This window comes from Winogradskyella undariae, from assembly GCF_013285155.1.
GTDB classification, from domain to species: domain Bacteria; phylum Bacteroidota; class Bacteroidia; order Flavobacteriales; family Flavobacteriaceae; genus Winogradskyella; species Winogradskyella undariae.
The window spans coordinates 84,104-103,218 of record NZ_JABTEL010000011.1 but is presented as its reverse complement, the minus strand read 5'-3'; the positions used below and the strand labels follow the sequence as shown (position 1 = coordinate 103,218).

Annotated in this window: 22 protein-coding genes and 1 tRNA gene; 15 read left to right on the top strand and 8 right to left on the bottom strand. The window is 32.2% G+C overall.

All coding sequences use genetic code 11. The annotated features are described in order from the left end of the window. Window positions 1-275: 275 nt before the first annotated feature. Together HSX10_RS14650 and tpiA are read left to right on the top strand one after the other, a co-directional pair. Window positions 276-1,352 (top strand): ABC transporter permease, encoded by a 1,077-nt coding sequence (locus HSX10_RS14650; RefSeq protein ID WP_173588987.1) that lies wholly within the window; start codon window positions 276-278, stop codon window positions 1,350-1,352. 83 nt (window positions 1,353-1,435) lie between these two features. Continuing rightward, window positions 1,436-2,185, top strand: a complete 750-nt coding sequence (tpiA, locus tag HSX10_RS14645) for a triose-phosphate isomerase (RefSeq protein WP_173588986.1) — start codon at window positions 1,436-1,438, stop codon at window positions 2,183-2,185. Between the two features lie 122 nt (window positions 2,186-2,307). Here tpiA and HSX10_RS14640 read toward each other — a convergent pair whose 3' ends face one another. Beyond that, complete coding sequence (locus HSX10_RS14640) at window positions 2,308-3,510, bottom strand: porin (protein WP_173588985.1); 1,203 nt, start codon at window positions 3,508-3,510, stop codon at window positions 2,308-2,310. 71 nt (window positions 3,511-3,581) lie between these two features. On the opposite strand from HSX10_RS14640, the gene prmA reads away from it, so the two are divergent. Further along, complete coding sequence (prmA, locus tag HSX10_RS14635) at window positions 3,582-4,415, top strand: 50S ribosomal protein L11 methyltransferase (RefSeq protein ID WP_173588984.1); 834 nt, start codon at window positions 3,582-3,584, stop codon at window positions 4,413-4,415. Between the two features lie 76 nt (window positions 4,416-4,491). Beyond that, entirely contained in the window at window positions 4,492-4,764 is a 273-nt protein-coding gene (locus tag HSX10_RS14630) for an ATP-dependent Clp protease adaptor ClpS (protein WP_173588983.1), read from the top strand. Window positions 4,765-4,816: 52 nt separating this feature from the next. Here the strand turns inward: HSX10_RS14630 and HSX10_RS14625 are convergent, their stop codons facing one another. The 6 genes from HSX10_RS14625 to HSX10_RS14600 all read right to left on the bottom strand — a co-directional run bounded on the left by HSX10_RS14625 (window position 4,817) and on the right by HSX10_RS14600 (window position 9,086). After that, window positions 4,817-5,068, bottom strand: a complete 252-nt coding sequence (locus tag HSX10_RS14625) for a heavy-metal-associated domain-containing protein (protein WP_367651278.1) — start codon at window positions 5,066-5,068, stop codon at window positions 4,817-4,819. Between the two features lie 64 nt (window positions 5,069-5,132). After that, window positions 5,133-6,539, bottom strand: coding sequence for an MBL fold metallo-hydrolase (locus HSX10_RS14620; RefSeq protein ID WP_173588982.1), 1,407 nt, complete (start codon window positions 6,537-6,539; stop codon window positions 5,133-5,135). A 71-nt stretch (window positions 6,540-6,610) separates the two neighbouring features. Beyond that, window positions 6,611-7,414 carry a sulfite exporter TauE/SafE family protein gene (locus HSX10_RS14615; protein ID WP_173588981.1) on the bottom strand — a complete coding sequence of 268 codons (804 nt, stop codon included), beginning with the start codon at window positions 7,412-7,414 and terminating at the stop codon, window positions 6,611-6,613. Continuing rightward, window positions 7,415-7,831: a DUF6691 family protein gene (locus HSX10_RS14610; RefSeq protein ID WP_173588980.1), complete on the bottom strand. Its 417-nt coding sequence runs from the start codon at window positions 7,829-7,831 to the stop codon at window positions 7,415-7,417. 2 nt (window positions 7,832-7,833) lie between these two features. Beyond that, entirely contained in the window at window positions 7,834-8,391 is a 558-nt protein-coding gene (locus tag HSX10_RS14605; protein WP_173588979.1) for a YeeE/YedE family protein, read from the bottom strand. 59 nt (window positions 8,392-8,450) lie between these two features. Beyond that, a complete protein-coding gene (locus HSX10_RS14600) occupies window positions 8,451-9,086 on the bottom strand; it encodes a Crp/Fnr family transcriptional regulator (protein ID WP_173588978.1) in 636 nt (211 codons plus the stop codon). Between the two features lie 69 nt (window positions 9,087-9,155). Here HSX10_RS14600 and HSX10_RS14595 point away from each other — a divergent pair. From HSX10_RS14595 to HSX10_RS14570, 6 genes are all read left to right on the top strand, one after another. Further along, window positions 9,156-9,229: transfer RNA gene (locus HSX10_RS14595), tRNA-Arg, on the top strand. A 184-nt stretch (window positions 9,230-9,413) separates the two neighbouring features. Then, complete coding sequence (locus HSX10_RS14590) at window positions 9,414-10,715, top strand: site-specific integrase (RefSeq protein ID WP_367651277.1); 1,302 nt, start codon at window positions 9,414-9,416, stop codon at window positions 10,713-10,715. Window positions 10,716-10,818: 103 nt separating this feature from the next. Then, on the top strand, window positions 10,819-11,673 hold the full coding sequence (locus HSX10_RS14585; protein ID WP_173588977.1) for an RteC domain-containing protein: 855 nt from the start codon (window positions 10,819-10,821) through the stop codon (window positions 11,671-11,673). A 299-nt stretch (window positions 11,674-11,972) separates the two neighbouring features. After that, a complete protein-coding gene (locus tag HSX10_RS14580) occupies window positions 11,973-12,245 on the top strand; it encodes a helix-turn-helix domain-containing protein (RefSeq protein ID WP_173588976.1) in 273 nt (90 codons plus the stop codon). A gap of 8 nt (window positions 12,246-12,253) precedes the next feature. Beyond that, a complete protein-coding gene (locus HSX10_RS14575; protein WP_173588975.1) occupies window positions 12,254-13,021 on the top strand; it encodes a hypothetical protein in 768 nt (255 codons plus the stop codon). Between the two features lie 38 nt (window positions 13,022-13,059). Next, window positions 13,060-13,743, top strand: a complete 684-nt coding sequence (locus HSX10_RS14570) for a P-loop NTPase family protein (RefSeq protein WP_173588974.1) — start codon at window positions 13,060-13,062, stop codon at window positions 13,741-13,743. 139 nt (window positions 13,744-13,882) lie between these two features. Here the strand turns inward: HSX10_RS14570 and HSX10_RS14565 are convergent, their stop codons facing one another. Further along, a complete protein-coding gene (locus HSX10_RS14565; RefSeq protein WP_173588973.1) occupies window positions 13,883-14,578 on the bottom strand; it encodes a hypothetical protein in 696 nt (231 codons plus the stop codon). A gap of 992 nt (window positions 14,579-15,570) precedes the next feature. Between HSX10_RS14565 and HSX10_RS14560 the strand changes: the two genes are divergently transcribed. From HSX10_RS14560 to HSX10_RS14540, 5 genes are read left to right on the top strand one after another with little or no spacing between them, the layout of a single operon-like run. Next, window positions 15,571-15,963: a hypothetical protein gene (locus HSX10_RS14560; protein WP_173588972.1), complete on the top strand. Its 393-nt coding sequence runs from the start codon at window positions 15,571-15,573 to the stop codon at window positions 15,961-15,963. Between the two features lie 4 nt (window positions 15,964-15,967). Next, window positions 15,968-17,230, top strand: a complete 1,263-nt coding sequence (locus HSX10_RS14555) for a 6TM ABC transporter family protein (protein WP_173588971.1) — start codon at window positions 15,968-15,970, stop codon at window positions 17,228-17,230. A 21-nt stretch (window positions 17,231-17,251) separates the two neighbouring features. Next, the gene (locus HSX10_RS14550; RefSeq protein WP_173588970.1) at window positions 17,252-18,166 is read left to right on the top strand and encodes a hypothetical protein; all 915 of its coding nucleotides are present in this window, start codon (window positions 17,252-17,254) and stop codon (window positions 18,164-18,166) included. Window positions 18,167-18,206: 40 nt separating this feature from the next. Then, window positions 18,207-18,710, top strand: a complete 504-nt coding sequence (locus tag HSX10_RS14545; protein WP_254453251.1) for a thermonuclease family protein — start codon at window positions 18,207-18,209, stop codon at window positions 18,708-18,710. Next, window positions 18,710-19,072, top strand: a complete 363-nt coding sequence (locus HSX10_RS14540) for a hypothetical protein (RefSeq protein WP_173588969.1) — start codon at window positions 18,710-18,712, stop codon at window positions 19,070-19,072. The genes HSX10_RS14545 and HSX10_RS14540 overlap by 1 nt, the downstream gene beginning before the upstream one ends. Window positions 19,073-19,115: the final 43 nt, after the last annotated feature.

The window sequence follows — 19,115 nt, the reverse complement described above, 5'->3', positions numbered from 1 at the left end:
AACAATACTGATTTACTTAATATTCATTTTCCTTTTTTGGATGCTAACTAGTGGTTATGCGAAAAAAAAATATGGCATAAAAATGTGGAAACATTGGCCAACGCGATTATCATATTGGCAAGCTTTAGTATTATATAGTACAGGCTTTACAGCTATAGCAATGTTTATTTTAAAATGGCTGAATATTTTGAGTTTTTAGTTGGTGACAAATCAACTTTAAAATGAATATGTACTTTTAATAATTTGATTTTCAACTTTAAAATAAAACCTGTTTTTTGATAAAATATTTAGTCCATAAAATCGGTTACGCTTTCATTACTTTGGTGGGCGTTATAACTGTGATTTTCTTTTTATTTACAATTCTTCCAGGTGATCCTGCGAAGATGATGTTGGGGCAAAACCAAAATGAAGAACAGGTACAAGCTGTAAAACAGAAATATGGATTTGATAAACCCTTAGGAACTCAGTTTTTATACTACCTTAATGATTTATCTCCGATATCTTTTCATTCTAATACATCAAAAGATTACACTTATTTAGCACCAAATAAATATAGTGCAGTAAAATTGTTTCAAATAGAAAATACTACAACTGTTTTAAAAGCCCCATATTTACGAGAATCTTTTACCAAACAAGGTAAAAAAGTGACTCAGATTATTGGAGAAACTATTCCTAATACTTTTGTTTTGGCAACGTCTGCCATTGTTATAGCGATTTGTTTAGGCATAATATTCGGAATTATTTCTGCATTGTATAAAGATACCTGGATAGATAAAACTATACAAATCCTTAGTACATTTGGTATGAGTGTACCATCCTTTTTTAGTGCCATTCTATTTGCTTGGTTATTTGGTTTTGTATTACACAAATACACCCATTTAGAAATGACAGGCAGTTTGTACGAGCTTGATGATTTTGGCGAAAAAATGACCATTAAATGGAAAAATTTAATTCTTCCAGCCATAGTTTTAGGTATAAGACCTTTAGCAGTTGTTATTCAATTAATGCGTAATTCTTTATTAGAAGTTTTAAATCAAGATTATATAAGAACAGCCAGAGCAAAAGGTTTAAATGAATTTCAGGTCATTAAAAATCATGCCGTAAAGAATGCTTTAAACCCTGTAGTTACAGCAATATCGGGTTGGTTTGCATCAATGTTAGCCGGAGCTGTTTTTGTAGAATATATTTTTGGGTGGAATGGATTAGGAAAAGAAATTGTAAATGCCCTTAATACGTTAGATTTACCTGTAATAATGGGAGCTGTTTTAGTTATTGCTATTATATTTATTACGATAAATATTTTTGTCGATATTATTTATGCTTGGTTAGATCCAAGAGTGAAATTATCTTGAGGATAACTGACAAATGTCAATTTATCTTCATTTTTAAAGTATTATTTTTGTTAGAGAATTTATAAAATCAATATACATATATTATGAGAAAGCATATCGTAGCAGGAAACTGGAAAATGAATAACGATTTACCACAGTCGGAAGTTTTAATAACGGACCTATTAAAGCAAACAAAAACGTCAGATGCTGAGGTTATGATTGCGCCAACTTTTACAAATTTAAAGCAAGCTTTTGATACTTTAAGTGAAGATTCAATTGAAGTTGTTGCTCAAAACATGCATTTTGCAGAAAATGGAGCTTATACAGGTGAAATTAGCGCAAGTATGCTAAAAAGTATTGGTATCAAAACTGTTATTTTAGGACATAGTGAGCGTCGTGCTTATTTTAATGAAACTGACGAATCTTTAGCTAAAAAAGTAGATGCTGCTTTAGCTAATGGTATGCGTTCAATTTTCTGTTTTGGTGAAGAATTACAAGATCGAAAATCTGAAAATCATGAAGCTGTTGTTGAAGGTCAGATTAAAAATGCATTATTTCATTTAGAAGCTGATGCTTTTAAAAGTATCGTTTTAGCTTACGAACCAGTATGGGCTATCGGAACAGGTGAAACTGCAAGTCCAGAGCAAGCACAAGATATGCATGCTTTTATTAGAAAAACTTTAGCTGATAAATACGGAAATGATGTTGCCGATTCTGTTTCTATTTTATACGGAGGAAGTGTAAAACCAGCAAATGCAAAGGAGATATTTGGAAAACCAGATGTTGATGGTGGATTAATTGGAGGAGCAGCACTTAACGCAGAAGATTTCTATGCTATTGTAAATGCATTCTAAGAATATTATTTCTTACTAAGAATTAAAAAAGTCCTTAAATAATTGATCTTAATCAATTGTTTAGGGACTTTTTTTTGTGTAAAATATAGATGATTTCTAGAAGTCTATGTGCGTTAAAAGAATTAAATTCCTATTTCAACTTGAAATCTTAAATACCAGTTATTAGTTTGGCTATTATCTAAATAGTTTAATTCTGTATTAGTAACTTCAGCTTGTAATTTTAAGGCATGCTCCCAAATATATTTAGTAACACCAAGACTGTATTGATTAGTTTGCGGAGTTAATGCTTCAATATCTTCATGTGGTTCTTGGTGAGAAAAACGTCCTATTAACTCATAGTTGTTTTTAAAAATATAACTCAATTGGGTGTCAAAACCATTTCCTGTAAAAACATATTCAGAATCTAATAAATCATCAGGATTAAATGTTATAGGATCATCAGCTCTACGTTCCATGTAAGCTGTTTGAAACGCCCAACCATTATATTTTACAATAGCGTCTAAAAATAAAGATTGCATATCGCGCTGTTCAAATAAATCATCACCAATAGTTCCACGGGTTCTTCGTGCATTGTTATTGTAATGATAAACACCCGATAACATTAATTTAGGGCTTTCTTCACGCTTTAAGTCTCCTTCAAATAATGTGCCGTTACTTTTAAAAGCTCCAAAAGGAAAGAGCTCTAAACGGCCTGTATAGGCTAAACCATTATCAGGTTCTTTGGTCCAGTTTCTGCCTTCACCTGTGCTAATTGCTGTTTTTATATTATAAGAAAACTTGTCTTGTAATTCATTTAAATAATACACTTGTAATCCAAAATCCCTGTCAATATTAAATCGAGAATTGTTAATTGAACGATCTGTAAGTTGTAAAGCTCCAGAAGAATTGATACGCTGTCTGTTTCCTGGAAGTTTAGTTTGACCAAAACCAATATTCCAATGATTATCTGGTCTATAAAATACAATTGCATCTCTAATAATATTTAGATTGTCACCATCTTCAATCGCACCAACATCATTTGGAGAGAACGATAATTGAATCACATAAATAATACTAGGATCACCAACATAACCATCAAAACGCAAACGTAAACGTCTAATCATTGCTTCGTAACCATCTTCTGCGTCTTCATTATATAAAGAGGTAAATCGGTTTTGCATTCTAAAACGAATATTTAGTTTAAAAATACTATCAGGGGAGGTAATTCCTAAACCTTTACCATAACTGTAATAAGGTAAAGCAGATAATTTAATATCATTATTGTCTTGAGCAATAGTGATTTGAGATAGCGCTAAGAATAGAAAGGCAACAATATATTTATTCATATTATTTTAATTTGATGTAAAAATACTAGTAACTAAATTAATGATTAGTAAATTTGCAAAAAAAAAGATTAATGTCTGAAATATACATAGGTTACACGTTTAAGGTAAGTCCGCTACAACCGGGAGTAGAAATTTTAATAGCTGAATTAGGTTATGCCGGATTTGAAAGTTTTGTAGAAAATGAAGAAGGTGTAATTGCTTATATTCAGAAGGAAGAGTGGAATGAAAATATTTTAGATGATGTTTACATTTTAACTTCAGATGAATTTGAGATTACTTTTGAATTTGAAGAAATAGCCCAAGTAAATTGGAATGAAGAATGGGAGAAAAACTTTACACCTATTATTGTAGATGATTTAGTTTCTGTACGTGCACCATTTCATGAAAAGCCAGATACTAAATTCGATTTAATTATTGAACCCAAAATGAGTTTTGGTACAGGTCATCACGAAACTACACATATGATGATTCAACATATTCTTAAAAACGATTTTAAAGGTAAAACGGTTTTAGATATGGGTTGCGGAACTGGTGTTTTAGCCATATTAGCCGAAAATGTTGGTGCAAATAAACTCGATGCTATTGATATAGATAATTGGTGTTACCTAAATAGTTTAGAAAATGTAGAACGTAATAATTGTAAAAATATTTCGGTTTATGAAGGTGACGCAACATTGTTAGAAGGTAAAAAGTACGATAGTATTATTGCTAACATTAATAGAAATATATTATTAGCAGATATCTCTCAATATGCAAAGTGTCTAAACCCAAATGGAACCTTATTTTTAAGTGGTTTTTACAAAGAAGACATTCCGATGATTGAAGAAGAATGTAATAAATACATGTTAAAGTTAGACGAAACTATACAAAAAGGGCAATGGGTTTCGTTAAAATTTATAAATTAGTAGAAAGTTAATAATTAAGTTTATTGTGTTGACAGTTTGATTGTTACCGTAATTTACTCTAAAATCCATTAACAGAATGACAAAAGAAAAATATGCAGAAGATCTGCTTTTAGAAGAAGTAGAATTAAAACAAAATGAAATTGTATTATTTAATGATGAGGTTAATACCTTCGATCATGTTATTGATACTTTAATTTATGCTTGTGATCATATGCCAGAACAAGCAGAACAATGTGCTTTATTAGTGCATTATAAAGGAAAGTGTACTGTTAAGACAGGCACTTATGAAGATTTAGAGCCACGATGTTCTAAGCTTTTACAAGCTGGACTAAGTGCAGAAATAGTTTAATAAAAAAATCCCACCATGAGTGGGATTTTTTTATTATAGTTACTTCTTCTTTTTATTTTGTCATTCTACCAACAGCACAACTCACAAATGATTTTGCCTTTTTAGGTAAAGAATTAGCACCACCAGCAATAGGATAACCTAAGTCCGATAATTTATTTGTAACGGTTTCAATTGTAGTTTCAGAATCAGTATTAAAACTTACTTCGTCTGTATCGTTGTTAACTGTAACGTCAGTAATACCATCTAGTTTAGATAATTGTGTTACAATAGTGTTAGCACAACCACCACATTTTAAATTTTGAATATTAAGTGTGTTTTTTATTTTATGTGGTTTTTATAGACCTATGAGATCTGATTATTACTAATTTTTATAATGTAGAAGGACAAACAAAATCTGTTGTCTTTAAATCGGTGTTTTTAATAGCAGCAAAGCCACCTGCAACATCAATTAATTTATTAAATCCTCTAGCTTTTAAAATCGATTCTGCAATTACAGAACGGTAACCACCTGCGCAATGCACATAGTAAGTTTCATCTTTATTAATTGTATCCATATTCTCATTAATTAAATCTAATGAAAAATGAATAGCCTCTTCTAGATGTGTTGACTGATACTCGCCATCTTTACGAACATCTAAAATATGAATAGTATCTGCTTTTGCTCTCTTTGCAAATTCTTCAGCAGATATAGAATCTAGAGTAGAAATATCTTTTCCTGATTTCGCCCAAGCTTCAATTCCTCCTTTAAGATATCCTAAAGTGTTATCATAACCTACTCGAGATAATCTAGTAACTGCTTCTGTAGATTTTCCTTCAGGAACAACTAAAATGATAGGTTGTTTTAAATCCTTAATTAAAGCACCAACCCAAGGGGCAAATTGTCCATTAAGTCCAATAAATATTGAATTAGGGATATGACCCGCTATAAAATCGGCTTGAGACCTTACGTCTAATACTAATGCTGATTCTTGGTTTGCTACAGCTTCAAAATCTTCAGGACTAAGTGCTACATCACCAGTTTTTAAAACCGTTTCAAAAGCATCGTACCCCATTTTATTCATCATGGCATTTTTTGCGAAATATTGTGGAGGAGGAGCAATACCATCAAGAACTTCTTTAACAAATTCAGCTTTAGTCATATCTGCACGTAAGGCATAATTTGTTTTTTTCTGTTCACCTAAAACCCCAACAGTTTCTTTACTTAAATTTTTTCCACAAGCAGAACCAGCGCCATGAGCAGGATATACAATAACATCATCAGCTAAAGGCATAATTTTGGTTCTTAAAGAATCGAAAAGCATTTCGGCTAAATCTTCTTTTGTTAAGTCAGATTTGATTGCTAAATCTGGACGACCAACATCACCTAAAAATAGCGTGTCACCAGAAAATATTGCATGATTTTTTCCGTTTTCGTCAATTAATAAATAAGTAGCAGATTCTAAAGTATGACCAGGTGTATGTAAAACCTTTATCGTAATATTTCCTAATTTTAATTCTTGACCATCTTTGGCAGAAAGAATATCGTACTCCGTTGTAGCTCCAGGTCCAAAAACGATTTTAGCACCTGTTTGGTTTGCTAAATCTACATGACCAGAAACAAAATCAGCATGAAAATGTGTCTCTAAAATATATTTAATTTTGGCATTATTAGCCTTAGCTTTATCAATGTATTGCTGAGTTTCTCTCAATGGATCAATTATAGCAACCTCTCCTTCAGATTCAATATAATAAGCACCTTGTGCTAAACAGCCTGTATATAATTGTTCTATTTTCATGTGTAAAATGTATTATGTTATGCAAATTTAATAAACTTCAATTTTTGAAGTGTGATAATTGTCACAAAGTGTTAAAAGAGTTCCTTGTAAACGATATAAGTGGCCATAAAAACGGTGAAATATCCAAACCCTTTTTTTAAGCCTTTTGCACTAATTTTTTTTGAAAGTGTTAAGCCTATAAAAATACCAATAATAGAAATAAAAGTAAACGTCAGTAGAAACTTCCAATCTATAATTAAGGTGTTTAGATCCCCTAAGAAACCAATAAGTGACTGTATAGAAATAATAAATAGCGACGTACTAATTGCTTTTTTTATAGGAAGTTTTACGAGTAAAACTAAAGCAGGTACAATTAAAAATCCGCCACCAGCACCAACTAAACCAACTAAAGTTCCAATACCAATGGCTTGCGTTCCGATAGCAAAATAGTGTGTATTGTCAAACTCCTTAATTACGCTTTCTGTACTTATATCTTTAGATTTAATCATAGACCAACCCGCTAAAAGCATGATTAGTGCAAATAATAACATTATAAAAAGCGAATTGGTGAGTTTGAAACTTCCAATTGAAAATAGCACTTCAGGTAAGTTGGGTATGACCAAACTTCTTACCATAAATACGGTTATTATTGATGGTACAGCAAAAACAAGTGCTGTTTTAAAATCTATACTGTTCTTTTTTAAGTTTCTTAAAGTACCGACCAATGAAGTGCTTCCTACTACAAAAAGTGAATAACCTGTTGCAACAATAGGACTAAAGCCTAAAAAATAGACTAAAATAGGAACCGTTAAAATTGACCCACCTCCGCCAATTAAGCCTAAGACGAGTCCTACAATTAAAGCACCTGAATATCCTAAAATTTCAACGAGTTCCATTTAGTGTGGTAGTTTTTTCATGATTAATCCGTAGAAATAGGTCCCTATTAATGCACCAATAATTACAATTAAAATAGAAAATGCACCAGTACCAATTAAAATATACATTGGTCCAGGACATGCACCACTTAGTGCCCAGCCTAAACCAAAAATTGTTCCTCCTAAAATATAACGTGTAAAACTACGAGCTTTAAGTGGAACGTTTACAGTTGTTCCTTCAATATTTTTGATTTTTTTAGCTTTCGAAATTAATAAGATAACAATACCTGTTGCAACAGCAGTACCGATGATACCAAACATGTGAAAGGATTGAAATTTAAACATTTCGTAAATTCGATACCATGAAACGGCTTCGGATTTAACTAAAACGATTCCGAAAAAAATACCGACCAAAAAGAATTTTATATACTTACCCATAATTAAAATAGTATTGGAAAAATGATATGAATCATAATTAAACCGCCTAAAAAGAAACCTATAACAGCTATAAGAGACGGAAGTTGTAGGCTACTTAAACCTGTTATTGCATGCCCGGAAGTACATCCGCCAGCGTAACGTGTTCCGAAACCAACAAGGATTCCTCCAATAAGTAGAATAGATAAACCTTTGAAAGAAAGAACAGCATCCCAACTAAATAATTCTGGTGGTAAAAGATTTTCTCCTGCATTTTCAAAACCAAGAGCTTTTAAATCTGTAATTGTATTTTGACTTAAATCTATTGGATTAGGGTTAGATAAAACATATTGTGCAATAAAGCCACCAACAATAGCTCCGAGTACCACGACTAAATTCCAACGTTGACTTTTCCAATCGAATTTAAAAAAATCAACACGCTTTCCTGCACCTCCAATAGCGCACATAGTCCTTAGGTTAGATGACATTCCGAAAGTTCTTCCGAAATAAAGAAGTAAAAACATGACAATTGTAATGCATGGACCAGAGATATACCATGGCCAAGGTTGTGAAATATATTCCATAAAATTTAAATATTATACAAAAATAGAGTTCTGTAGTCTAGGTAGTGTGATAAATGTTACTAAAAATCTAATACAAGAATTTTGTTACGACCGAGTTCAATTTTGTTCTCTCTTTCTAGTTGTTTTAATAGACGAGAAACGACCACTCTAGAAGTATTGAGATCTTCTGCTATTTCTTGATGAGTGATTGCTAAGCTCTTTGAGGCTGTTAACTTTACTTGATCTGTAAGATATTTAAACAAACGCTTATCCATTTTCATAAACGCCAATGTGTCTATGGTTTCTAACATTTCGTCAAAACGGACTTGATAGCTTTGCAAGATGAAGGTCCTCCAGCTTTCATTAGAATTAAACCAAAGTTTCATATTAGCTATAGGAATCATTATGACAGTTACATCTTCATCTGCAATAGCACGAATTTTGCTTACAGATTTTACCATGCAACACGTTAAAGACATGGCACAAGTGTCACCAGACTCTAAAACATATAATAAAAGCTCGTCACCATTTTTATCTTCTCTCAAAACTTTTATGTTCCCTTTTATAAGTAAAGGGATGAAATTTAATTCTTGACCAATATCAATAATGATATCTGATTTTTGAAAAGTTTTAAGTAAAGCAACGTCAGCAATACTGTCGATTATTTCGGAATCGAATAGGTAATTAAAAGGCTCGAGTAGTTCTTTAGAAATCATATTTCAAAAATAAGAATAAAAATTTGGTTGTATTTAAATAAAAGTGTTATATTTGCACCCACAAAAAAAGGCCTCGTGGCGCAACTGAATAGCGCACTTGATTACGGCTCAAGAGGTTACTGGTTTGAATCCAGTCGAGGTCACTAAAAGGAATCACATTCCTTATCAAAAGCTTGTAAAATCTATGATTTTACAAGCTTTAGTCGTTTTTAGGAGGCAATAGTATTTGATATCATTTCATATCTGTTGACGACTTCGCGGTCAACAAAAAATATCCGTGGTCAACATGTTGACCGATTGCCCTTAAAACGCTGAAACATAGTTTATTTGACTTTCGTCCTAAAGTTTAATCTTAAAAGACGTATAACTATGAAATCTTCAAACACATTTTCAATCCTATTCTGGATAAACGCTTCACGTGCAAAAAATAATGAAGCAGAAATCTATGCTAGAGTAACTGTTAACCGCAAGCGCGTCAACATAAGCCTTAAGCGTAAGGTCAACGTTGACCACTGGAGCGTAACTAAAAAACGTGTTAATGGTACAAATGCAACCGCTAGACAAATTAATAGTTATCTAGATGAAACCTACACCCAACTCTTTCAAATCTACCAAGACTTAAAATTTAAAGGAGAACTTATTACGGCGCAATTAATAAAAGCAAAGTATACTGGACAAGATGACCAGGAAGGAAAAACGCTAAATAACATTATAGAGTATCACAATCAAAAAATTGCGAACACGCTTGCTGCTGGTTCAATCCGAAATTTTGGAATAACAGAAAACTATGTCAAGAAATTTCTGTTGAAGAAAAAAAATACCTCAGACATCTATCTCAAACAGCTTAATTTTGAGTTTTTATCTGATTTTCAAATCTACCTTTCCAACCTTTGGCCTGTTGGTCATCCAAAAGCATTGAGTCATAATACGGTAATGAAACATATACAGCGTCTACGAAAAATCGTGACACTAGCCTTTCATATGGAATGGATTAATAAAGATCCGTTTGTAAGATGGAAAATGACTTACGAAAAAACAAACAGAGAATTCCTTTCAGAGCAAGAACTAAAAAATCTAGAAGACAAAGTGTTCATATCAGAACGACTTGATCGTGTGCGCGACTTATTCGTCTTTAGCTGTTATACAGGAATCAGTTATGTAGACCTAATGAACCTCACATCGAGTCATTTAGTATTAGGTATGGATGGGGGAAACTGGATCATGACCAAAAGACAAAAAACCAATACAATAGTAAAAGTACCATTGTTAGGGAAAGCATTAGAAATCATAACCAAGTACAAAGACCATCCAGTAACAAGAGTAACAGAATCACTTCTTCCTATAATGACAAACGAGAAGCTAAATGTATACTTAAAAGAGGTTGCCAACTTCGTGGGCATCGAAAAAAATCTCACGTTTCATATGGCCCGACATACCTTTGCAACAACAATAACCCTGTCAAACGGAGTACCTATAGAAACCGTTTCTAAACTGTTAGGCCATACTAAAATTTCAACCACTCAAATTTACGCACGTGTTTTAGAACACAAAGTGAGTGGGGATATGAAGGCCTTAAAAGAAATCTTAGATCTTAAAAATAAAAAAACAAAAATGAAAAAAGTAGATTGAATGAGGTAGCTAAATTTCTGTCATTTAGACGTTTAATTTGGTTTTTATTTTGAGTTCCATAAAATCTTATATAATTTATGGGGTTTATTTAAAACCCAATCTTATGCTACACATCACCCCAATCGTTGAGGAGTATAAAAACAAACTAGAACAAAACAAAAATCAAAACCTACAAGACATCAATGTTTTAATCCAAAAATTAGAACTTTCAATAAATACCTTAAATCAATTAAGGGTACTATTAAGAACAAAAGAATGTCTGTTTACTCAAGAAGCAGAAATTTACTTCTTTAAAAGAATAAAACCATTTGTCAATGGTCGTATTAAATACTTCTTAAAAATAAGAAAGTTTATTTTTGAGAGGCCTAGTGCAAGCATCAAAAAACAAGTTAAATATGTTTGTTTATTAATAGATGAATTAGAAAAACAGAAGATCCGGAATCTGGAATTCTATCATTATATCAGACATAATAGCGCGTCTCTAGATCATATTTATTTCGTTAGAGGCAATTGTAAATTAAATTTCCCTGTAGATACATCGCATTATTTTTCGGATCCAGAATTCTCAACCAGTCACGATAATCTGGCGGCTCAAGTCGTTTGTTATGATTTATTATCCGTGTATTATCAAAAAGAACTTCATGCACTAACAAATCAAAATACAAAAGTGAAAAGAGTAGAGGACAATCCATTGCTGTCTTGCGATCTCTCATGGACAGCTTCAAAAACAGATTTAGTAGAATTAATTTATGCATTACATAGTGCCGGATCCATCAAAAACGGGCAAGTGGAAATCAGTAAAATGGCAGAAATATGCTCTGAGTTATTCGACCTCAACCTAAATAACGTCTACAAAACCTATGCAGAAATCAAAAATAGAGGCAAAGACACCACAAAATTTTTAGATCAATTAAAAAGGAGTCTTGAAAAGCGTATAGATAATGATAATGCGAAATGAAAGAAGATGAAAATCTAAAATAATTCATTTTAAAAATGTTAAAATAAGTCGGTACTACCGAAGCCATACCGAAGAAAATAAATCAAATAATAGCAGCTTTGTAGAACGAAAGTCAAATCGATAGATTCATGAACACCTGTTTGTTAAAATAGAAAAGTTCGTGAACTAAATTAACCTAAGTGCTATCATAGAGAGTGAAACCTCAATATGGTAGTACTTTAAGTTACCCCGCACTAAATGCGGAACCTCCTAAAGGGGGATCTTTAACCATTTTAATAACCATTAAAACAAATTCTACAATGGCAACAACAATTTTAACCACAGAAGACCTTTACGATTTCAAAATGCAACTATTTGGCGAACTCAAAAAGCTACTTGCAGAAACCCCAAAAACCACAACCAAAAAATACATCAAATCAGCTGAGGTTATGGAAATGTTACAAGTAAGTCCTGGAACACTTCAAAATCTACGAATTAATGGGACGCTGCCCTACAGTAAAATTGGCGGAATCATTCTCTACGAGTATGAAGAAATTCTAAAAGTACTCAAAGATAATCGTGTCGCTTCATAAGAGATGCTGTGGCAGAAGTTAATTACATCAAGCACCTCAACGCAGTATTTAGTCAGTTTTCAAAAGACACCAGACTTAATCCAACACACATTAGTTTGTACCTCGCATTTTTTCAGGTGTGGAACTACAATCGTTTTAGAAACAGTTTTCACGTCAATCGAGACGATATAATGAAACTGTCCAAAATTGGTTCTAAATCCACCTACCACAGATGCACCAAAGAGTTACATCATTACAAATACCTTGTTTATGAACCATCACATAATCCATTCAAAGGATCGGTAATTAAGATGCTCATCTTTAGCTCTCGCGAAAGCGAAAATCTCAAGAAACAAGGTCAAAGTCACTTGGAATCAACAATCCCAAATGGAAGACAAGTAGTGGAACAAGCATTAGACTTAGCTGTCCCAAATCAAGGACAAGCACTGGTACCTTCTAATAAACATATACAAACAATAGAAAACAGTTATAAACTACCGCAGCCTAAAAATGAAAATGAAGTTTTAGAATTTTTTAAAAAAGAAAAATGGCCAGAAATAGAAGCCCAAAAATTCTATAACCATTATTGCGCTATAGGCTGGAAAATTGGAGGAAAGATTAAAATGGAAGATTGGCACGCTTCTGCTAAAAATTGGATGCTTAAATCAGAGGAGTTGTCAGTTCGAGCAGGTCATATCGAGCGCAGTCGAGATACGAGGACAAATGATAAACGACAGTCTCAAATCAAAGACAACCTACACACTATAAGAAACAAAGACTATAATCAACCACTCTAGTTCCTGCGAAGGCGGGAATCTCTTAAATGAACTCCAAAATGACAAAAACAGCTAGCACATATAATGTAAAGAACCCAAGTATCATTTACGAAGGCACCACGCAATTTCAGTTAGGCAGTTTTGATGGTAAATACATTTCTTACGATTTTCCTAAAATACGTACCTACCTAGATGCAAAAGGAAAAATGCGCTTTGGTAAAAACTTCAAAATCTACAAAGACGACCATCAACTCTTATTAAAATTAGCAAGTTATTTTATCCAAGATCACGACTACTGCAAGAAACTAAATATCGATACAGAAAAAGGAATCCTACTATCGGGTCCCGTAGGCTGTGGCAAAACAACATTAATGCAATTACTACCATACCTGGTACCACATAGAAAAAGCTATAATGTCATACCAGCACGGAATATTGTTTTTGGTTTTAATAGAATCGGCTTTAAAATGATTGAAGACTATAGCGACAACAAAGTATACTGTTTTGACGATTTAGGAGTAGAGCATATAGGAAGACATTACGGAAAAGATTGTAATGTAATGGGCGAAATTCTAATATCACGTTACGATCTATTCAAAGAAAAAAGGATTAAAACACACCTTACTACAAACCTCAACGCTGAAGAAATAGAAGATAAATACGGCGAACGTGTCAGATCCAGAATGCGAGCCATGTTTAATTTAATAAGCTTTCCTGCCGGGAGCTCAGATAAACGGATATAGCTAAATATGTCGAAAATGAGATGTTTTTATTAGGTTTCTATCGTAATCAACAATGTCATGTACAACAGACGTAGCAACACTTAATCTAAAAGTAAATGTGGAGAGGTCTAGCGTACAATAGTTTTTCGGTTAAGTAGAATCAATGGGTACAGATGTGTTTATGAATCATGTAGGATGTTATGGGTTTAAGTGTTTTTCCCGTTTCAGGGTGTAAACCTAAGCTAGTAAAATAGTCTAAATCTTTTTCTTTATTCTTCCCATACCATAATCTAACGTTGCCAAGTTTATCAAAAAATAAATAGTCACAACCAGGCGTAACTTTCTTAAACAGCTTAATGCGTTCTTCTTTATAAATTTTCAATTGATTAAGGGAGTGCTTCTCAACATCAAAGTTCACTTCTACATAATGATCTTCTTCCCAAATCATCCAACGTTGTCTGGTCGTATAACGATAGACAAGGGTTCCAATAACTAATAATAATAGAAAGAGTACAAGCAGCTTAGGACTATAAGTTGGCTTTGCCTTAATAGGTGCTGATGTGAGATGTAGAGGGGCTGCTAGTGTTGGTGGCTTATGCTTTTCTATAAAATCAAGATAATCGGTATAGCCTAAATAATGACTCAGTGCATCTTCTGCATGTTTTTTTAAGCGAATCTCTTCTTCAGAATTATGAATTATTTTATTGTAATTATCACGTAGTATACGCTCACCATACGGCGCTTTGCTATCTTCTAAAATAAAATCAGATAGCAATTGTGCCCTTGGTGTTACGCTTTCTGTTTTAATGTCTTCTCCTGCTTTTTTAAAAGCTTTGTCGAGTAGTTTTTTATGCATTTTATTGATTTAAAAGAGTTTAAAGTTACTAATTCATAATGGAAATAATGTGGAATTTCTTTTCCATATCCTTTCCAAAGTATTTCCATGGTTTCCTAAATAAAACCCATTCATTTGCTTCAGAATTGATAACCGTCTCACTCGTAATGAGACTTACGAATCTCAATTCTATAATGAAATCGTAATGTAATTAGTCGCAATATTTTGGGAAGGTAATGTGCTTTTTACGTCTCGATTTCATACTTCCCTTAATAGAGGTTTCTACCTCAAAATAGTCTGTGTAGCAGTCCAATAATCTATCTGAGAATTTCTCGGACAGCCACACTATTGTTCAATTTTAATACAAAGCAAAATGAAAAAAATATATGTTATAATACTTACGGTTTTCCTCAATTCGATTTTTTTATCATGTAATCCAGAAAATATGGTAGATGAAGTAGCCCCACAAGCGTGTTGTGGTGAAAATGGTGAAATACCACCACCGCCACCCGAGACAGTAATAGGTGGATAATACAAAGTTGATTATCAATTTAGAGGAATGAAATCAAGTCATATTTCATTCCTCTTAATTTATTTTTATTCAATTGAGGATATCCGTAAGGAGTTGATTTGTAATAGTTTTAGGTTTGTGTAGTTACTAATTTAAATTTATAAACGATGTCAAAGTATTATGTAAATGAAACAGCTCAAAACAATGGTGATCATGAGGTTCATAAAGAAGGATGTTATTGGTTGGGTAAAATTTCAAGAAAGAAATATTTAGGAACATACTTAGCCTGTTATTTGGCAGTTGTGGAAGCAAAGAAATATTATAGCAGAAGCAATGGATGCAAAACGTGTTCAAATGAATGTCATACCTCTTAATTGGATCATCACGAAAAAAAATAGTGATAACTATAATTATTTTTAATAAAAAAGAGGACTTACGGTTTACCGTAAGGTTCTCTTTTTTTTTAGTTATAAGTTTGATATTCAACCATAAAATAACACGAATGATATCTACCGAATTAAAAAGTCATTTCTTAAGACTTTATCAAATGGCATTTTCCGATGATAATTTTGATGTTCTCGAAATGCAGATGCTTTATAAGTTTGCAGAAGAAAGAGATATAACTAAAGAGCAATTGAATGAAATTTTGCTCAATCCATCTCATGATTCTTCAATACCAGAATCTTTAGAGCTAAGGGTTGAATATTTATATGACTTAGCTATTATGATTTGGGCAGATGAAAAAGTGACAGATGATGAATATATCACACTCAAAAAGTATTGCAAAAAATTTGAGTTTTTAGATGAAAACATCACAGAGTTAGCAGACTATTTACTTGATAGTGCAAAAAAAGGTGTAACCAAAGAAGAGATTATTAAAGAAATAAATTCATAAAATTATGGGAGCTATTAAGAAACTTTTTAAGCTTAAGAGTAATGATATATCTAAACCTTTAACAGAAAACACAGAGCAGGCGAGAGAACAAATTAGAATTACTTACTATCAAAGTGGGTATGGTGCTTCAACTAAGGCGTCAGGTAATGCAGTTACTTTTGGTGTAGGTCTGCAAAATTTATACAATACGTTTGAAAACCTTTGTAGAAAACAATTAAACGAACAAGAAATACTTAAGCAACCATACAAAGAAGCTCAAGAAAAGGAACGAACAGAACTTAAAAAAAGAGAAACGGCTTTAACCATTTATGAGGAACAAAAAAACAGCCTCATAACGGATATCGATAAGTCAAAGTCAGAGATGATAGATGTTAGGCAAAATCCAGAGCGATATGGTATAGATGTAGATAAAAGGCCTAATGCCCAATTCTACATTGGTTTGTTATTACTTATTCCTATTACAATCTATTTGTTTGTTTTTTACATCTCAGCATCTTATTCTGCTTTTTTTAAAGACTTTGAGACAGGGAGTTTAACCTCTGCTATTTTCGATGCCAATGCATTAAATAAAGCAGTATCTGATGGATGGCTAGAGGCTGTCTTTATTGGTACAATTCCGTTTGTTTTTATGGGGCTAGGGTATTTAATACACATGTTTCAAAAAACAAAAAAAATGATTACACATGTTAAATTAGTTGCACTATTTGTATTAACCTTCATGTTTGATGTCATTCTGGCTTATTTAATCGAGAAAAAAATATTTGATTTCGAAAGAGTCTTGGGAGAAAGCTTCTCGCCAACTATCGCTTTTGAAAGCGTAAATTTTTGGGGAATTATTTTTGCAGGTTTTGTAGTGTATTTAATTTGGGGGTTAGTTTTTGATTTTGTGATGAAAGAATATGAAAATGTAGATAAGATTAAAAGTTTTATAAGAAATAAGAAAGCAGAGATTAAAAACACAGAAGAGAAAAAAAGTAGTTTACTGATAAAAATAGATGAGATAAAGCATGAGGTAACATCTATAAAAGGAAAGATTTCAGAACTTCAATCTAAAATTGATGGATTCGTATTTCCTGTAAAAGAATATCTACACTACCATTATCAATATAAAGAAGGTTGGTATCAGGCAATTAATGAAGTTATTGCACTGCCTTCAAATACTAAGGATGATCTAAGAAACAGTTGTGAAGATATCTCTTTAGCTCATCTACGCGAATTAAAATTAGAGAATATGGATCACCAACACGTAGTCTTTACTACAAACTAACTAAACTAATAAACTAATAAAATGAAAAATATAATATATAAAATAGTGTTAGCAGTGCTACTTTTCGCTTTCATATCTTGTAAGGAGGATTCCGCTAATGTAAAGGATATAAAAATGGATGATCTAACTGAGGTGAATCTTAAAAGTTCAAACAAGAACTTAAATATAAGTCTCCTGTTAGATTTATCAGATAGAATTGACCCAGTCAAGTATAAAAATGAAACAATGCAATACTATTTAAGAGATGTAGCATATATTAAATCTGTTTCAGAGGCATTTTACTCACATTTGTCACATAAGAAAGTAAGGGAGATGGATGATAAAATTCAATTGTTTTTTGATCCAGAGCCATCCAACCAAAATATAAATGCAATTTCAAATAATTTAAAATATCATATTGATAAAAATAACGCTTCTTTAGAGAAATTAGAAGAATTGAAAACCGTGTATAAAGATAATCCCAAAGCAATATATGAATTAGCAATTGAGGACAAAAAATACGTTGGTTCAGATATCTGGAAGTTTATTAAAACAAAGGTTGAAGATTATTGTATAGATGAAAATTCAAGAAATATATTAATCATTTTTACGGATGGATATATTTATCATGAAGATGGTGCTATTTCAGATGAAAATCAAACAACTTTTATTACACCTCAATTTTTAAGAAAAAATAAACTGAATACTAAAAATTGGGAAACTATAATGGCTGAAAAAGATTATGGCTTTATATCTACAAATCAAGACTTATCTAACTTAGAAATATTAGTTTTAGGCATTAATCCAGATAAAAATAATTTATTCGGAGAATATGTTGTGAAAAAATACTGGTCAGATTGGTTTGATAAAATGAAAGTAAAGCATTATGCTATTAAAACAGCTGAATTACCATCTAACCTGGATAATCTTATTAAAGACTTTATTTTAAAAAAATAAGCATTACAATTGTAATATATTTAACCTTATAATCAACACAATGCAAAAGACTTGGTTGGCTTTAGTCACATTTATAATATTGCTATTAACATTCAGTAGTTTTAATACTGTAAAAGAAACAATAATTTCAGGAAAAGTAACCGCAATCACAGACGGTGATACGTTTAAACTTTTACAGAAAGATTCTACTTTAATCAGAGTCCGTTTAGCAAATATAGATTGCCCAGAACGAAAACAACCGTTCTCTAACCGTGCAAAACAATTTGCTTCAGATGCTATTTTTGGCAAAAATATAGAGATTGTAGTGTTAAGTAAAGATCGTTATGGCAGGTATATAGCCAATGTCATTTATGATAAAGATAAAAATCTAAGTAAAGAGTTATTAAAAGCAGGGTATGCCTGGCACTATGTAAAGTATTCTAACGATGCTACATTACAAGATATAGAAGATACAGCGCGTAAAGACAAAACAGGCCTTTGGAATGATCCTAAACCTATAGCACCATGGCTTTGGAGAAGTAATAAAAAAAAGAAGGTTAAATAATGAAACAAGTAAGGCTTTTATTATTTTTTTTAACTTTTACTTTTAGTTCTATTGCAGTAGCTCAATCGGTATACACAACGCAAACAGGAGAGAAGTATCATAAAACGAATTGCCGATATCTTAAGTATTCTAAAAAAGAGATCGATTTAAAAAAAGCAATCGCTTTAGGTTATGCAGCTTGTAAAGTATGTAAGCCAACAGCAAGTAATACAAAGCCATCAGCTCTAAAATCGAGTAACACAACACCAACAAATACGGCTTCTAAAAATACCACAGCAACCCAATGTACAGGGAAAACAAAAGCCGGTAACCGTTGCAAACGAAAAACCAAAAATAGCAGTGGCAGGTGCTACCAACATTAAGTGATCTTATAGATTGTATTCATGCCCGCAAAAAAATAATGGA

What these genes read in the sequence shown, in the direction of transcription:
- HSX10_RS14605 (WP_173588979.1), bottom strand. Translation starts at nt 8,391, where the DNA reads ATGGAATATATTTCACAACCTTGGCCATGGTATATCTCTGGTCCATGC.
- HSX10_RS14560 (WP_173588972.1), top strand. Translation starts at nt 15,571, where the DNA reads ATGATATCTACCGAATTAAAAAGTCATTTCTTAAGACTTTATCAAATG.
- HSX10_RS14580 (WP_173588976.1), top strand. Translation starts at nt 11,973, where the DNA reads ATGGCAACAACAATTTTAACCACAGAAGACCTTTACGATTTCAAAATG.
- HSX10_RS14640 (WP_173588985.1), bottom strand. Translation starts at nt 3,510, where the DNA reads ATGAATAAATATATTGTTGCCTTTCTATTCTTAGCGCTATCTCAAATC.
- HSX10_RS14540 (WP_173588969.1), top strand. Translation starts at nt 18,710, where the DNA reads ATGAAACAAGTAAGGCTTTTATTATTTTTTTTAACTTTTACTTTTAGT.
- HSX10_RS14600 (WP_173588978.1), bottom strand. Translation starts at nt 9,086, where the DNA reads ATGATTTCTAAAGAACTACTCGAGCCTTTTAATTACCTATTCGATTCC.
- HSX10_RS14610 (WP_173588980.1), bottom strand. Translation starts at nt 7,831, where the DNA reads ATGGGTAAGTATATAAAATTCTTTTTGGTCGGTATTTTTTTCGGAATC.
- HSX10_RS14570 (WP_173588974.1), top strand. Translation starts at nt 13,060, where the DNA reads ATGACAAAAACAGCTAGCACATATAATGTAAAGAACCCAAGTATCATT.
- HSX10_RS14630 (WP_173588983.1), top strand. Translation starts at nt 4,492, where the DNA reads ATGACAAAAGAAAAATATGCAGAAGATCTGCTTTTAGAAGAAGTAGAA.
- HSX10_RS14565 (WP_173588973.1), bottom strand. Translation starts at nt 14,578, where the DNA reads ATGCATAAAAAACTACTCGACAAAGCTTTTAAAAAAGCAGGAGAAGAC.
- tpiA (WP_173588986.1), top strand. Translation starts at nt 1,436, where the DNA reads ATGAGAAAGCATATCGTAGCAGGAAACTGGAAAATGAATAACGATTTA.
- HSX10_RS14555 (WP_173588971.1), top strand. Translation starts at nt 15,968, where the DNA reads ATGGGAGCTATTAAGAAACTTTTTAAGCTTAAGAGTAATGATATATCT.
- HSX10_RS14545 (WP_254453251.1), top strand. Translation starts at nt 18,207, where the DNA reads ATGCAAAAGACTTGGTTGGCTTTAGTCACATTTATAATATTGCTATTA.
- HSX10_RS14585 (WP_173588977.1), top strand. Translation starts at nt 10,819, where the DNA reads ATGCTACACATCACCCCAATCGTTGAGGAGTATAAAAACAAACTAGAA.
- HSX10_RS14620 (WP_173588982.1), bottom strand. Translation starts at nt 6,539, where the DNA reads ATGAAAATAGAACAATTATATACAGGCTGTTTAGCACAAGGTGCTTAT.
- prmA (WP_173588984.1), top strand. Translation starts at nt 3,582, where the DNA reads ATGTCTGAAATATACATAGGTTACACGTTTAAGGTAAGTCCGCTACAA.
- HSX10_RS14615 (WP_173588981.1), bottom strand. Translation starts at nt 7,414, where the DNA reads ATGGAACTCGTTGAAATTTTAGGATATTCAGGTGCTTTAATTGTAGGA.
- HSX10_RS14550 (WP_173588970.1), top strand. Translation starts at nt 17,252, where the DNA reads ATGAAAAATATAATATATAAAATAGTGTTAGCAGTGCTACTTTTCGCT.